The 13,614-nt window shown below is 62.2% G+C and carries 13 protein-coding genes; 3 read left to right on the forward strand and 10 right to left on the reverse strand.

Features of this window, described 5'->3' with window-relative positions:
* Positions 1-41: 41 nt before the first annotated feature.
* The 4 genes from qhpR to V0R62_RS03420 all read right to left on the reverse strand — a co-directional run bounded on the left by qhpR (position 42) and on the right by V0R62_RS03420 (position 5,363).
* Positions 42-1,046 (reverse strand): AraC-like transcriptional regulator QhpR, encoded by a 1,005-nt coding sequence (gene qhpR / locus V0R62_RS03405; protein WP_330102747.1) that lies wholly within the window; start codon positions 1,044-1,046, stop codon positions 42-44.
* A 210-nt stretch (positions 1,047-1,256) separates the two neighbouring features.
* Positions 1,257-2,597: an MFS transporter gene (locus V0R62_RS03410; protein ID WP_330102748.1), complete on the reverse strand. Its 1,341-nt coding sequence runs from the start codon at positions 2,595-2,597 to the stop codon at positions 1,257-1,259.
* A gap of 43 nt (positions 2,598-2,640) precedes the next feature.
* Positions 2,641-4,182 (reverse strand): class I adenylate-forming enzyme family protein, encoded by a 1,542-nt coding sequence (locus V0R62_RS03415; protein WP_330102749.1) that lies wholly within the window; start codon positions 4,180-4,182, stop codon positions 2,641-2,643.
* Between the two features lie 2 nt (positions 4,183-4,184).
* Positions 4,185-5,363: an acetyl-CoA acetyltransferase gene (locus V0R62_RS03420; protein ID WP_330102750.1), complete on the reverse strand. Its 1,179-nt coding sequence runs from the start codon at positions 5,361-5,363 to the stop codon at positions 4,185-4,187.
* A 134-nt stretch (positions 5,364-5,497) separates the two neighbouring features.
* Here V0R62_RS03420 and V0R62_RS03425 point away from each other — a divergent pair, with 134 nt between their 5' ends.
* Positions 5,498-6,070 (forward strand): LuxR C-terminal-related transcriptional regulator, encoded by a 573-nt coding sequence (locus V0R62_RS03425; protein ID WP_330102751.1) that lies wholly within the window; start codon positions 5,498-5,500, stop codon positions 6,068-6,070.
* A gap of 520 nt (positions 6,071-6,590) precedes the next feature.
* Positions 6,591-6,926 (forward strand): hypothetical protein, encoded by a 336-nt coding sequence (locus tag V0R62_RS03430; protein WP_330102752.1) that lies wholly within the window; start codon positions 6,591-6,593, stop codon positions 6,924-6,926.
* Between the two features lie 71 nt (positions 6,927-6,997).
* On the opposite strand, the gene V0R62_RS03435 is transcribed toward V0R62_RS03430, so the two are convergent.
* From V0R62_RS03435 to V0R62_RS03455, 5 genes are all read right to left on the reverse strand, one after another.
* Positions 6,998-7,927, reverse strand: coding sequence for an alpha/beta fold hydrolase (locus tag V0R62_RS03435; RefSeq protein ID WP_330102753.1), 930 nt, complete (start codon positions 7,925-7,927; stop codon positions 6,998-7,000).
* 164 nt (positions 7,928-8,091) lie between these two features.
* A complete protein-coding gene (locus V0R62_RS03440) occupies positions 8,092-8,379 on the reverse strand; it encodes a DUF3077 domain-containing protein (protein WP_330102754.1) in 288 nt (95 codons plus the stop codon).
* 256 nt (positions 8,380-8,635) lie between these two features.
* Positions 8,636-8,893, reverse strand: coding sequence for a hypothetical protein (locus tag V0R62_RS03445; RefSeq protein ID WP_330102755.1), 258 nt, complete (start codon positions 8,891-8,893; stop codon positions 8,636-8,638).
* Positions 8,894-9,506: 613 nt separating this feature from the next.
* Positions 9,507-9,995 carry a hypothetical protein gene (locus V0R62_RS03450; protein ID WP_330102756.1) on the reverse strand — a complete coding sequence of 163 codons (489 nt, stop codon included), beginning with the start codon at positions 9,993-9,995 and terminating at the stop codon, positions 9,507-9,509.
* 69 nt (positions 9,996-10,064) lie between these two features.
* Positions 10,065-11,207, reverse strand: a complete 1,143-nt coding sequence (locus tag V0R62_RS03455) for an MBL fold metallo-hydrolase (RefSeq protein ID WP_330102757.1) — start codon at positions 11,205-11,207, stop codon at positions 10,065-10,067.
* 228 nt (positions 11,208-11,435) lie between these two features.
* Here V0R62_RS03455 and V0R62_RS03460 point away from each other — a divergent pair, with 228 nt between their 5' ends.
* Positions 11,436-12,521 (forward strand): DUF3616 domain-containing protein, encoded by a 1,086-nt coding sequence (locus tag V0R62_RS03460; RefSeq protein ID WP_330102758.1) that lies wholly within the window; start codon positions 11,436-11,438, stop codon positions 12,519-12,521.
* A 92-nt stretch (positions 12,522-12,613) separates the two neighbouring features.
* On the opposite strand, the gene V0R62_RS03465 is transcribed toward V0R62_RS03460, so the two are convergent.
* Positions 12,614-13,327 (reverse strand): tellurite resistance TerB family protein, encoded by a 714-nt coding sequence (locus tag V0R62_RS03465; protein WP_330102759.1) that lies wholly within the window; start codon positions 13,325-13,327, stop codon positions 12,614-12,616.
* Positions 13,328-13,614 lie beyond the last annotated feature (287 nt).

The following is a 13,614-nucleotide window of genomic DNA, read 5'->3' on the forward strand; positions in this document are numbered from 1 at the left end:
CGAGCGGCGCGGCAACGGGATTGACCACGGGCGCCAGATTTTCAGCACCCCGTGCCAGGCCCGCGCCCGGCCTGACGAAACTGTTGCGGCGACTGCCCGGTCCAGCGCCGGAAGGCCCGGGTGAACGAGCCGGATTCGGCGTAGCCGAGCAGCAGCGAGATCTGCGTCATCGAGTAGTCGGAGTGGTTCAGGTAACCCAGCGCCAGGTCGCGGCGCACCTCCTCCACCAGCACCGAGAACTCGATGGCCTGTTCCTTCAAGCGGCGTTGCAGGGTACGCCGGCTCAGGCCCATGCGCGCGCTGACCTCGTCCAGCGACGGCACACCGCTGGCCATGCCCAGGGCGATCATGCGGGTGACCTGGGGCAGCAGTTCGTCGCTGACGCTGCGCTGTTCGCGCTCACGTTGCAGGTAAGGCTCCAGGGCCTGGAACAGACGCTCGTTGCCCTGAGCCACCGGCAGCGTGAGGACGTCGATGGGCAAGGTGATGCGGTTGGTCGCCTGGCCGAAGAACAGCGGGCACATGAACAGCTGCTTGTGCACCGAGACATCCGCCGGCCGTGGGTGCTCGAAATCCACCCGCAACGGCCGAAGCGGACTGGCGGTGATCAACTGCAACTGGCGCAGGATCGTGGCGATGGCGAACTCGGCGTCCTGGCGGCGGTTGACCACGGTGGTGTCGGTGACCTGGTAGGTGATGCGCAACTGGCGGCTTTCGCAGCAGTAGTCGATGGACGATTCCTGGGCGAACACCACGATGTAGGTATGCAGGGTCATCAGCGCCTTCTCGACGCTGGGCGCGCAATGCAGGGCGTGGCCCAGGGCGCCGATGTCGTCGGCTTCGGTCTGGCTGCCCAGGGTCAGGCCGATGGCGGGGTTGCGGGTGCCGGCGGCTTCCCACAGGGCCACGTACTGGTCTCCGGGGATCTCGATGTCGGCACGGTCCAGCAATGGCAGATCGATGCCGAGGGCATCAAGATGCGGGGCGAAGATGGGTTTGAAACGACGGAAGAAGTTTTCCGAGATGACGGTGCGCGCTGATTTCATGTTGTTCTTCGCAGGCCAGTGAGTCTGTGCCGTTTTCAGCAACCGGCATCGTAACCGATTGTTGCCGAGAGCAGGCAAAGCCTCAACAGGCAGGTGCGAAGAACATGGGGCCACTGCCCTCGTAGGAGCCGGCTTGCCGGCGAAGCAGGCTACGCGGTGGCTGGCACCGGCTGTGCCGGTGTTCGCCGGCAAGCCGGCTCCTACAGGGGATCAAACCGAACGCAGGTTCAAGGGGCTCGGGTCGACATCGCCCGGTTGCCGCACATCCTGGGCGCAGGCCACAAAATCTTCCTTGCGCAGCACCACCAGCGCAATCAAAGACGCCACCCCGGTCGCCACATAGAAATACCACGGCGCAGTGATATCCCCGGTCACCTTGATCAGCCAGGTGGAGATCAGCGGCGCGCTGCCGCCGAACACCGCCACCGGGATGTTGTAGGCCATGGCGATGCCGGTGGAGCGGATGCGCGTCGGCAGCAGTTCGCTCATCAACGCGTAGGTCGACGAGGCGTACAGCCCGAACAGGATCGCCACCGCCATCAGTGGCCAGAACAAGGTGGCCGGGGTGGCGCCGGGCGCGGTCTTGAAGAACCAGTACATGGCCAGGGTCGCCAGGGTGCCGATCACCATCAGGAACGGCTTGCGCCCGTAGCGGTCGGTGAAGGCGCCGCCGAATGGCATCACCAGCGCCGCCGACAGGCTGGCGACGAACACGTAGAGCAAGGTGGTGCCACTGTCGAACTTCAGCGTGTTGGACATGTAGGTCGAGGCGAAGGTCAGCACCAGGTAGAAGATCGAACTGTGCAGGGTGATGATGAAGAACACCAGGGCGATCGAGCGCTTCCACTGCCACACCTCGCGCAGCGGCGCCTTGGAGGTCTGCCCGGCTTCCACCAGGGCGAGGAACTCGGGGCTGTCCTCGAGCTTGAGGCGAATGTACAGCGAGATGAAGCCCAAGGGGCCGGCGATCAGGAACGGGATGCGCCAGCCCCAGTCCTGCATCAGTTCGGCGCCCAGCGCCCAGGTCATGCCGTTGGCCACGGCGCCGCCCAGCAGCAGGCCGAGCACCGCGGTGACCATCAGCCAGCAGGTGGCAAAGCCGCGGCGACCGGGGCCGGCGTACTCGGAAATGAAGCTGGTGATGGTGCCGATCTCACCGCCGGCGGAGAAGCCCTGCACGCAGCGGATCAGCACCAGGATCACCGGCGCGGCGATGCCGATGCTGGCGTAGGTCGGCAGCAGCCCCAGCAGGAAGGTGGAACCGGCCATCATCACCAGCACCGTGATCAATGTGCGGCGGCGGCCGATCTTGTCCGCCAGCGGGCCGAAGAACAACCCGCCCAGCGGGCGGATGAAGAAGCTCAGGGCAAAGGCCGCGAAGCTCGCCAGCAGGCTGCTGGTGGGGTCGTCGGAAACGAAGAAGGCCTTGCCGATGTACAAGGCCAGAAAACCATAGACGCCGTAGTCGTACCACTCGATCAAGTGGCCGGTGGTGGCGCCGATAAAGGCCCGGCGCCGCTGGCGCTGGGTGTTGCCAGGTGACATGCCCATGTCGGGAACTCCTGTCGTGATGCTTTCCATGAAAAGTTGCGGGTCAGTGGCTGGCGAACGCCCCGTCGGGGTCCTGCAGCCACTGGCGCAGCTGGGTCTTGAGAATCTTGCCATAGCTGTTCTTTGGCAGCTCGCTGCAGAACAGGTACTTCTTCGGTTTCTTGAACGAAGCCATGCGCGCCAGGAACCATTGGTTGAGCGCCTGGGCATCGAGGCTGCCCGGCGTGCGCGGCACGACGAAGGCCACCACCGACTCGCCCCACTCGGCGTCGGCCTCCCCCACCACACAGGCCTCGAACACCTCGGGATGCTGGATCAGCACTTCCTCGACTTCGCGCGGGTAGATGTTGCTGCCGCCGGAGATGATCACGTCCTTGCTGCGGTCGGTCAGAGTCAGGTAGCCGCGCTCGTCGAGCAAACCGATGTCGCCGGTGCGCAGCCAGCCGTCCACAAGGGTCGCCTGGGTGGCCTGCGGATTGTCCCAGTAACCCTGCATCACCACCGGCCCGCGCACGCTGATCTCGCCAGGTTCACCGGCCGCCAGCGGCTGGCCTGCGCCGTCCACCACGCGTACCTCTACACAGGCCTGGGCCCGCCCCACCGAGGCGGCGATGGCGGGCCAGTCGGGGTGCTCACGGTCGGCGATTACCTCACGCGACAGCGCGCTGATGGTCATCGGGCATTCGCCCTGGCCGTAGATCTGCACCAGGCGCGGGCCGAAGGTGTCCAGGGCTTCGCTGAGGTCCGCCAGGTACATCGGGCCGCCGCCGTAGACGATGGTCTTGATGCCCGCGCCGTCATAACCCTGCTGGCGGGCCTGCTCGACCATACGTTTGACCATGGTCGGCGCGGCGAACAGGCTGACCTGCCCCAGGGTCTGCGCCAGGCCGAACAGCTCGGCGGCCTGAAAGCCCCGGGACTGCGGCACCACGTGCCGGGCGCCGCAGCGCACATGGACAAAGTTGTACAACCCGGCGCCATGGGACATCGGCGCGGCGTAGACCACGGCGTCGGCGGCGCTCACCGGGTCGACGTCCAGCGGGTAGCACAGCGACATGGCGACCAGGTTGCCATGGGACAGCATCACGCCCTTTGAACGGCCCGTGGTGCCGGAGGTGTAGAACAGCCAGGCCAGGTCGCTGCGCTGGCGCGGGTGCGGCTGCGCCAGTTGGTCGCTGTCGAGCGCGCCGGGCGCGACCTGGGCAGGCGCGATCAGCTCACGGCAGCCGTCTGGCAGGGGCGCACCGGCGAAGACCTCGCCCTCGTCGGTATAGATCAGGCGCGCCCCGGCATTGCCGGCAATCCAGGCCGCCTCCAGGGCGTGGAGCTTGCTGTTGATCGGCACCGCCACCGCCCCGCTCCACCAGATGGCGTAGAGCAGTTCCAGGTAGACGCAGCTGTTCTTCATCAGCAGCGCCACCCGGTCGCCCGGTTCGATGCCATGCGTGTGACGCAACGCCAGCGCCCGTGCCCGCGCCCGGGCGGCGAACCTCCGGTAGTCGGCGACCTGGCGTTCCCCCTCGAACAGCGCCGGACGCTCAGGCCAGCGCTGGGCCGCATCCTGCAGCCAATGAGCGATGTTCATCCTCAGACCCTGACCGCTTGCAGCACGCTGGCATAGTTGGCCACCGCCATACCGCCCATGTTGAACAGCAGGCCAAACTCGGCGTTGGGCACGCCCAGGCCGATCGGCTTGCCGGTCAGCTGGGCGAAGCCCAGGGCATGCATCGACACCCCGGTGGCGCCCACCGGATGGCCCTTGGCCTTGAGCCCGCCGGACAAGTTCACCGGCAAACGCCCGCCCTGGCGCACGATGCCATCGTCCAGCGCCCGATGCCCCTCGCCCCGCGGGGCCAGGCCCATGGCCTCGTAGATCAGCAGTTCGGCGATGGTGAAGCAGTCGTGCACCTCGGCGAAGCTCAGGTCGTTCAGGGTCACTCCCGCCTCGCGCAACGCCCCGTGGATGGCCCGCTGTGGCCCCTCGAAGGCCAGCATGTCGCGACGCGACAGCGGCAGGAAGTCGTTGACCTGGACCATCGAGCGGATCGCCACCTGGCGGCGCATCGAGCGGGCGCGCTCGGGCGAGGCCAGGACGATCGCCGCCGCGCCGTCGCTGATCAGCGAGCAGTCGGTCAGGCGCAGGGGCGCGGCGATCAGCGGATTGCTGGGTGACACCTGGTTGCAGTGCTCGAAGTCCATCACCCGGTGCATCTGCGCCAGCGGGTTGGCCATGGCGTTGGCGTGGTTCTTCACGGCGATGGCCGCCATCGACGCCAGCGGGCTGTGGTAGCGCTCGGTGTACTGCTGCGCCACCTGGCCGAACAGCTGGGCGAAGCTCAGCCCGGCCTCCGCCAGGGCGTTCTGGTAGCCGGCGCCGGCCAGCGCCCGGGTGACCTCGACCGTGCTGTTGCCGGTCATTTTCTCCGCGCCGACCACCAGCACCAGGTCGGCGGCGCCACTGCGTATCGCGTTGATCCCGGCCTGGATCGCCGCCGAGCCCGAGGCGCAGGCATTCTCGCAACGGGTGGCGGGCTTGAAGCGCAGTTGCGGATCGGCCTGCAGCATCAGCGAAGCCGGGAAACCGTCGGCCACCAGGCCCGAGTTGAAGTGGCCGAGGAACAGCGCGTCGATCTCGGCGGCATCGATGGCCGCGTCCTGCAGGGCATCGCGGGTAACCTGGACGATCAGGTCCTCGAGGTTCAGGCCATCCAGGCGGCCGAAGGGGCTGTGCGCGGCGGCGACGATGGAGATGGAATCGTGGAGCATGGTGATTTTCTTCTGTCCTTGAAGCGGGTATTGCATACAATGTGGCAGTACCCGAATCCCACGCTAGTTGGGGCAACTACGTACGCGAGTAAGTAGTGAGCCGTACGGGACATGACCCCAAGGCAGGAAGCCTGATGACCGTACCCACCCACGCCTCCCCGGACCTGGAACGCCTGGCATTCCAGGTTTCACCCGCGCCACAGCTGATCACCAGCCACCGGCGCATGCTCGACTGCAACGAGGCCTTCGCCCGGCTGTTCGGCTACACCCGCGAAGAACTGCGCGGGCACCTTACCTTGCTGCTCTACCCGTCCCACGCCGACTACCAGAGCATCGGCGAACGCAGCGAGCATTGGCTGCGCAACGGGCTGGGCGCCTTCTACTCCGACGAACGCTTCATGCAGCACCGCAACGGCGAGGTGTTCTGGGCCAGGGCCCAGGGCTTCACGCTGACGGCGGAGGATCCGTTCAAGCTGATGATCTGGCATTTCGAACGGCTCGACCGGCAGCCGGCGCCGACGGTGCAACTGACGCCGCGGGAGCGGGAGATTTCCTTGCATATCGTCAATGGGTTGACCTGCAAGGAGGTGGCACGGCTGCTGGGGATCTCGCATCGGACGGTGGAGGTGCATCGGGCAAGGTTGATGAAGAAGTTGCAGGCGAAGAACAGTGCGGAGTTGGTTTCGAAGATAATTTTTATCAGTTGAGGGCGCTATCGCCCCATCCGCGCATTACCTTCGCTGCGCAGGCACAGCTCCCCAAAGACCTGGGTTGATCTGGCCCGGAAAAACAAGTGAATCGAGGAATGTCTGTGTATACCGTGACCGTCGTCAGTGATCGCCCCGACTTCAGGTGTTTTCTTGACCTGCTCTACGGACCTGGGCGGGAGGTGGACAGCGACGGTGATGCCAATCCGGTATACAGCCGATCATGGACGTTTCTGTACGCGAGAGCCCGAGAAAACGAGGCGCCTTGCGTTGAGATCTTTGCCAGTGGGGCAGGCGACGGCGCATTCACCATACAATCCGACTCAGCCCGGCTGGAAGAGCTGGCGGCGCTCTATCTATTCCTGACATCGGGTGACGCGATTTCCTGTTCAGGGCAGCCACTTGATCAAGCAGCCATTGAGAGACTATGCGAAACGTATTCCGTCGAGCTTGGACGCGCCGATGACTCAGTCTGGCATGAGACCTACAGATCCAGCCAATATTAAAGACCGATACGCCCATGGCCTATGAGATCCACATCGTCAAAACGAACAGCATCAAGCAAGAAGAAAGAACAATAGCGCTCAAAGCATGGCAATCGCTCTGCGCGAAAGACCCTTCGTTGAAACTTGAAAACGCGTTCACCTGGAAAAATCCCGGCACTGGCGAAACCATTACGCTCAGCGAGAGAAACACAGCAGTCTGGACCTCACCCCTGACACAACAGACGTATCCTTTCGATTATCGTCGGGGCGTGATCTCCTTCGTTTACCACGAGGAAGCCATCGCAAAGGCAAAGGAAATTGCGAAGGCCCTTGCTGCCACAGTAGAAGGCGATGAGGGCGAGGCGTACTGACGCTTCACCCTCTATCTGAATCTTGCGACTGGCTTGAGCCCGCCCCACAGACGATCGCAGTCCTTGTCGTCTCATTGCACGCGCTCGGCTCCCGGCTCGAGGAAAGCCACAACAGCGCTGGCAAACCGTTCAGGTTGATCGAGCATGACGAAATGAAAACTGTCATCGATCCGGGTGAAATGGATATCAGGTGTCGAAGCATAGGCCCGACGGAACGTTGCATCGACACTGGATGCTGGCACGCCGTAAAAAGCGTCGTATGCATACACGACTTCGACCGGCGCACTGATGCGACCAAGCTCGGGACGCAGATCGGTGACCATCAACTCATACACGGCATCCGCCACGGTCTTGCGATCGGAGCTGATCCCCGCAGAAACCAGCCCTGGCCTGACCGCCTCGGTTTTGGCGAGTCGGGCGATGGAGGCCTTCTGCATCGCTTCGCTCTGCTCCGGCGATGCCGCCAACAACGAACTGCGCATCGCTGCAGCCTGCACGGTAGCGGTTTCACTGGTGGCCGAAGGATCGATCAGCAACGTATAGAACGGCAACGCATCGACGATCATCAGGCGACCGACCTGATCGGGATGGCGAGCCCCCAGCATCAATGCAACCTCTCCCCCCAGCGAGTGGCCGATGATCACGGGTGCCTCGATATGCTGGGTGCGGATGTAATCAGCAATGGCCTCGGCCACTGGAGCGAGCACTTTCCCTTCGCTATCGGGCACCGCAGGCGAACCGGCGAAGCCTGCGAGCTGCACGAGGTGAAGACGGTGGTTCTGGCGTAACCGAGTGGCAAGGTCGGCCCATACCTCGCGGGACGATGCCAACCCCGGAATCAGGATCACATCCCTGCCCGCGCCTTCGACCTGGACCGAGATACGCTGCTGGTCAGCGTGCCCTGTTGACGGAGACGGAGGCTGGCCGGGTGACGCCGACAGCGACGCCGACATCAACGACAAGGTGGTCCCGACTGCCGCGAGGATCGTTGCGATACGCATCAGATTCCCCTCTCTGGGCGATGTGCTGCTTGTCTCATGGCCACTCCTTTGACTGATGGAAGCTAGGCACTATACGGACTTGTCGCCACGATAGAAGGTGTTGAGGGCATTCGAATATGGTCTGGGGTGGCGCGGCTACCCGCCCCAGACCGCCGGACTCTGTTTCACACCTTCTTCAAGATCCCCATATGCGCATCATCCATCAATGCCTTGGCCATATCGCTCAGGTAGTGCGATGCCCAGACCAGCACCGGTTCGTTGTCCATCACACCGATGTAGGAAGCCCGACGGGCGCTGTCGAGCAGCACGGAGGCCTGCTCCATGGCGTGGCTCGCGCAGTTGCCGGGTTCTACGCGGAACAGGCGCGTACCTTTGGTGGCGCCTTCCAGGCAGGTGCAGCTGCCGACGGTCCAGCCGAGCTGGCCGTGGTCTGCTGGGGTTTCGTTGTCCATTTGCGAAATCCTCTCTCGTGGAACTAACCGTAAATCATTGATTTAGCTAGCCCCTGTAGGAGCGGCACCTTGTGTCGCGAAAGGGCTGCGAAGCAGCCCCAGGATTGTCGCGTTTAAGCAAAGATCGCCGGGGCCGCTTTGCGGCCCTTTCGCGACACAAGGCCGCTCCTACAGAGATCACGCCAGTTGAAAAATCTCAGCAAGACAGTTGCTCCCACAGGGCTTGGCGATCGCCTACGGGTCTGTGGCAGCCCTGTCAGTGCAATGTGTATGACGGCGGTCGCGCAGTCATCTGGAGCTGGGCCAGTGCCGACTCCAGCAGCGTGCGGGTGGCATCGAGTTCGTGCATCATCGTCAGCATCACCAGAGTGGCCGGTGATTTTGGCAGGTGGCTGAACGACTGATGGGCGACGGCCAATGCGCACATGACGTACTCGGCGGCCTGGACGAGGGTGTCCTCGAGGAGATGGGGGGATTCGGTGGACGGGGGTGGATCCGGGACGATCTTGAGCATGATGAAATTCTCTAGTTGCGCTGATCGGACCGCAGCCCATCACTTGCAGGCGATAGGGTGGCGGCTACGTACGGGCCTGCAAGACCGGGGCAACTAGAGTAAGCCCGGCTGACCCGAAGGCCACCCGTACGCAGCCACCATAACGCACGGCCAATGGCTTGAGACCTATGGCAATGGGTGGCGCTGATCTAGTTGTCCCGCTCAGGCTTGCAGACCCGGCCGCTACTTTTTGCAGCGACCCAGCGAGACTAGACCTCTGTTGGAAGGCGTAAAAGCGGTCAAAGCATGCTTCGGAAACGGCCTACTCGAAATAGAGAAAATCTGATTCATCCCTGTAGGACGCGACGCGGGGTCTCTCCCCTGCCCCCTTAACCCCCGGATTCTCAAGATATCTAAATCTTCCGGTTGATTTGAACTCGCTGGGTCTGCTTTGCAGCCCTTTCGCGACACAAGGTCGCTCCTACAGCAGATCACCTTTTCCTATAAAAGGCAGCGACCTCAGGTAATGCTGCCGAGGAGGTGGTGCATTGGACGGGTCTGTCTTGGCTGGGATTACGGTGCAGTGGTGGCGACAGGGATAAACAGCTCCCTCAACGAGGCACTTCCTCAAGCCTCAAGAGGCTGTGTTTTTATCTCCCCGAAAAGCATACAGCCGCTGAATAAATACTGTTATCGCAACGAGAAGAAAGGCGCAAACAAAAAAACCGACTCTCACCCAGGCGTCATCGGGCGCACCGTTATCAGTAAACAAATACTGCTTCATAAATAGATCGAGCTTCGAAATCAGATAACCCGCCACAAAAGCCGATATGACTTTTCCTATGCCTTTGAAGCGCTGCTCTTCCTCACTACTGAAGGGCGCGAACAAGATGCCAACGGCCCAGCCGGTGAGCGCTCCCAGCAAAGCCACCAGACGATTCAAACTCGCCGCAACGGAGCTGTCACTCGCGCCCGCCAGGTTCCCGGTCAAGTTCCACAGTAACCAGGCGAACAGGATAAAGAACCCTGCCCCCAACACAGTGGTGCCCGGATTACTGCCAAACTGGCGTTGCAGCCATTTATACCAACGGGCCTCTGGAGCACTGCTATCTTTTTTGGACATACATTCACCTCCCTGTTTTCCGAGTTGCCCGACCCACTGACTCCCCCGACGCCCAGGGCGAAGGAGCCTTTACGGCTCGCACAGGTTAGGAATTGAATCAGCTTCTTCTTGAGCTACATTCACCGTAGCATCACTGCGCAAAGTCAGCTTTATCAAGTCAAGCGGTTGAGGTTTGATTACCTTTCCACTTGGCACGCTCTTGCAGGTGACCTTGATCATGTCGTCAATATCCTGCAAAGGCAGGTCTTCAGCACCCTTGGCATCATCGACCAGAAAATTTTCCCAATGCCCGAGCACCACCAACCGCGGCTTAGTGCGGGCGAGTAGCACACTCGGATAATCGTCGACCTTCTGCCAAGAGCTCACTGCCAGTATCTGAACGTCTACAGCATTGCCGTCGTCCTCGAGCACTGGCAACCCGAAAGGTGGAGTGCTTGCCGAGTCCAGATAGTGAATCCGCAGAACCGTCTTGCCGGCGTCATCCAGCAGGTCAATCATCCACGCCAGCACCTGGCCTTGCTTCCAGCCCAATGCCGTAGATGGCAACTCAGTGAGGTCGGGGTCATCGTCATAACTGCCACTGGCCAAGGTATACCCGGCAAAATGCGGCGCATGCATGCTCTGAATCGGCATCGCGCGAAAATGTTTTCTGCTGGACTCGATCCAGGCGCCCTTATCCGCCGGTTGGTCCGCATTTACCTTGGCCATCGTACTCTGGGCATCGACCACGCGTTCTGGCGTGATGACCGCCCGCAAGATGCGCCCAACCGTTACCGAACCATAGGCGATCGCGTTTGGCGCACGGTGCTGCATTATCCAGGGCACATCAAGCAGATGATCATAATGGCCATGACCGATCAGCAGCATGGTGACATCGTCGGCCGCCGGCATCTTGCGAGAAAGTTTCTCCTCGTCCGGCTTCATTGAAAGCGTGAAGGGTGAGGGATGGCTGAACAGCGGCGCTATCAGCAGGGCCTCGCCACGCCAGCGAATCAGATAGCCGCCTATTCCCAGGAACTGGAAGGTCGGCGTCGATGCGGTGTCCGATGGCTCGGCGACTGCGAATGCAACGCGAGGATCGAAGACCAGAAGCAGTAGCGTCAATATCCAGTAACGGACCATGCGCGTCCCCCAAGGCTGTCGCTCCAGGATGCTGCCCAACGTGAACGCCGAGTACTGAACAACTGTTATTTTCGGGGCAAACGCATCCACGGCCAACTCAGCGTCAGTTCGGCAACTTTCAACAGGTTTCCCTTTTTATACAGCGCTCAAACTTCTGACTCATACACTAGCACCGCCTAGGGAAACTGGCCGTACACGCAAAGATCCATTTGTAATTTAACGGCTGGTCCGACCAACGTGTGTGCGCTCACGATCGGACAGCGACTACCCTGAGTGGCAGGCATGCCACGCAGCCTGCGACACAAGGAGGCAAACTTCATGGGCGAGAAATGGGGCACCGTACTGTTCACCTTCGAGACCCCGTCGCTACGTGACGGCCTGTCGGCTGTCGAGCGCACAGGCGACTCGCTGTGGCTGGCGAATGACGAGACCACGAGCCTGGAGCGCTTGCAGATCGGCAAGGCAACGGACACGGGAACGATCACCTGCAACGAGCACCGAGTCTTCCCGTTACGGGAGTTTCTGAACCTACCCGTGAAGCAGGATGACGCCGAGATCGATATCGAAGGGCTGGCCTACGACGCCCAAGAGGGATATCTGTGGCTGACAGGCTCCCATAGCCTGAAACGAAAAAAGGCCGACGCCGACAAACCCGCACACAAGAACATCAAGCGCTTGGCTACGGTGGAGGCCGATGGCAATCGTTACCTGCTAGCCCGCATCCCTGTGGTGGTAGAGGACGACCGCCATGCACTGGCCAACAAGGTCGACAGCGACGGGCGAAGCGCGGCGCAGCTGCGCGGCGACGACACCGGCAACGAGCTGACTGCGGCAATCGCCGAAGACGAGCATCTGCGCGACTTCCTGCGCATCCCAGGCAAGGACAACGGATTCGACATCGAGGGGCTGGCGGTCAATGGCCCACGACTGTTGCTGGGGCTGCGCGGGCCCGTATTACGCGGCTGGGCCGTGGTGCTGGAGATTGAACCCGAACAGGACGACAACTCGCCCGGGACCCTGCGGCTCAAGCCGATCGGCCCGGATGGGCGACCCTACCGCAAACACTTCTTCGACCTCGAAGGCCTGGGCGTGCGGGACCTGTGCTGGCAGGGCGACGACCTGCTGGTCCTGGCCGGTCCGACCCAAGACCTCGATGGCCCGGTCACGGTGTTTCGCTGGCGTAGCGCCTTGGCCTCTGAAGAGGAAAGCGTGGTGTTCCCGGATCAGTTGGAGAAAGTACTCGAGGTGCCATTCGGAAAAGGCGACGACCACGCCGAGGGGCTGTGCCTGTACGAGCCGGGCGATGGAACGGGCGCAGTGCTGCTGGTGGTCTACGACGCCGCGGCCGAACAGCGTAAACAGGGTGCGACGGGGGTAGAAGGCGATCTGTTCGTCGTCAATTAGCGCGCCGGGTCTGGCCAGGCGCTCGGAGTCTGCCCCTCGAGCTGCTGGCTAGTGTGTACGCGAGATCGCCCATGGAGAACATCTAGGCCCGGTCAGGCGGCGCCCTTGGCCTGCTGTTCCAGGTGCACCTGCAATGACGGATCGATTCCCAGTGCGCTGGCCAGTTCGTCAAGGTAGGCCCGCTCCGCGTCCTGCTGGTCATCCACCAGCATCACACTGGCCAGGTACATTTCCGCAGCCATACCCGGGTCCTGGGCCGACTGCGCCACTTCGGCGGCATCGAGTGGCTTGCTGACTTCCTCATCCAGCCACTGCTGCAGTTGCGGGTCGCTGGTGTGACGTTTGATTTCGGCGTAGATCAACTGTTCTTCCTGCGGGTCGATGCGACCGTCAGCTTTGGCTGCCGCAATCAGCGCACGCAAGATCGCATGGCTGTGATCCTCGGCCTCGGGACCGGACAATTGATCCACGGTACGCACGGCCTGTTGCGGGGCTGCCGCCTGGCTGCGCTGCCAACTTTGATAGGCCTGGAATGCCATCATGCCCAACGACGCCAGAGCCGCGTAATTGACGCCACCCGCAGAGCGTCCCTGAGCAGAAGCGCCGGCGTTGCCACCACCGCCCCCCAGAAGGCCGCCCAGTAAACCACCAAGGCCACCACCGCCCCCTGCTCCACTACCGCCGCCAAGCAGCCCTCCCAACAAACCGCCCAAGCCATCCTGCGCTGACATGCCGCCGCGCCCTTGTTGCGCTTGCGAGCCCTGCCCGGCACGCAGTAGCTGTTCCAGTAGATCACTCGTATTCATGGCACCGCCCTCGGTCGGTAGTCGTCGCCCAGACAAGCAACGATAGCCCCCGCAAGGCGAACCGCCATTACCGTCTGGCCGACGGGTTACCCGAGGCTTACCGACAGCATGCATGCTTCTATGGCTTGGCAGCGCTCTGGAAACGGCACCTTTCGCCCCATTGCAGCCGTTCGGCTTGGTAAATTTTACGGGGCCACGATCCTTGAAAGTGACAGCAGATTGGGTCTGGTTTGCAGTGTACTGATGGCGAACAAGAATCACCGTTATCGTCTACAACTTGAGTAGAT

This window comes from Pseudomonas carassii, from assembly GCF_036324045.1.
Taxonomy (GTDB): Bacteria; Pseudomonadota; Gammaproteobacteria; order Pseudomonadales; family Pseudomonadaceae; genus Aquipseudomonas; species Aquipseudomonas peradeniyensis.

Bases quoted from the DNA above. Each gene is read 5' to 3' on its own strand.
- V0R62_RS03420 (WP_330102750.1), bottom strand. From the start codon at position 5,363: ATGCTCCACGATTCCATCTCCATCGTCGCCGCCGCGCACAGCCCCTTC.
- V0R62_RS03465 (WP_330102759.1), bottom strand. From the start codon at position 13,327: ATGAATACGAGTGATCTACTGGAACAGCTACTGCGTGCCGGGCAGGGC.
- V0R62_RS03460 (WP_330102758.1), top strand. From the start codon at position 11,436: ATGGGCGAGAAATGGGGCACCGTACTGTTCACCTTCGAGACCCCGTCG.
- V0R62_RS03430 (WP_330102752.1), top strand. From the start codon at position 6,591: ATGGCCTATGAGATCCACATCGTCAAAACGAACAGCATCAAGCAAGAA.
- V0R62_RS03435 (WP_330102753.1), bottom strand. From the start codon at position 7,927: ATGCGTATCGCAACGATCCTCGCGGCAGTCGGGACCACCTTGTCGTTG.
- V0R62_RS03415 (WP_330102749.1), bottom strand. From the start codon at position 4,182: ATGAACATCGCTCATTGGCTGCAGGATGCGGCCCAGCGCTGGCCTGAG.
- qhpR (WP_330102747.1), bottom strand. From the start codon at position 1,046: ATGAAATCAGCGCGCACCGTCATCTCGGAAAACTTCTTCCGTCGTTTC.
- V0R62_RS03450 (WP_330102756.1), bottom strand. From the start codon at position 9,995: ATGTCCAAAAAAGATAGCAGTGCTCCAGAGGCCCGTTGGTATAAATGG.
- V0R62_RS03425 (WP_330102751.1), top strand. From the start codon at position 5,498: ATGACCGTACCCACCCACGCCTCCCCGGACCTGGAACGCCTGGCATTC.
- V0R62_RS03440 (WP_330102754.1), bottom strand. From the start codon at position 8,379: ATGGACAACGAAACCCCAGCAGACCACGGCCAGCTCGGCTGGACCGTC.
- V0R62_RS03410 (WP_330102748.1), bottom strand. From the start codon at position 2,597: ATGGGCATGTCACCTGGCAACACCCAGCGCCAGCGGCGCCGGGCCTTT.
- V0R62_RS03445 (WP_330102755.1), bottom strand. From the start codon at position 8,893: ATGCTCAAGATCGTCCCGGATCCACCCCCGTCCACCGAATCCCCCCAT.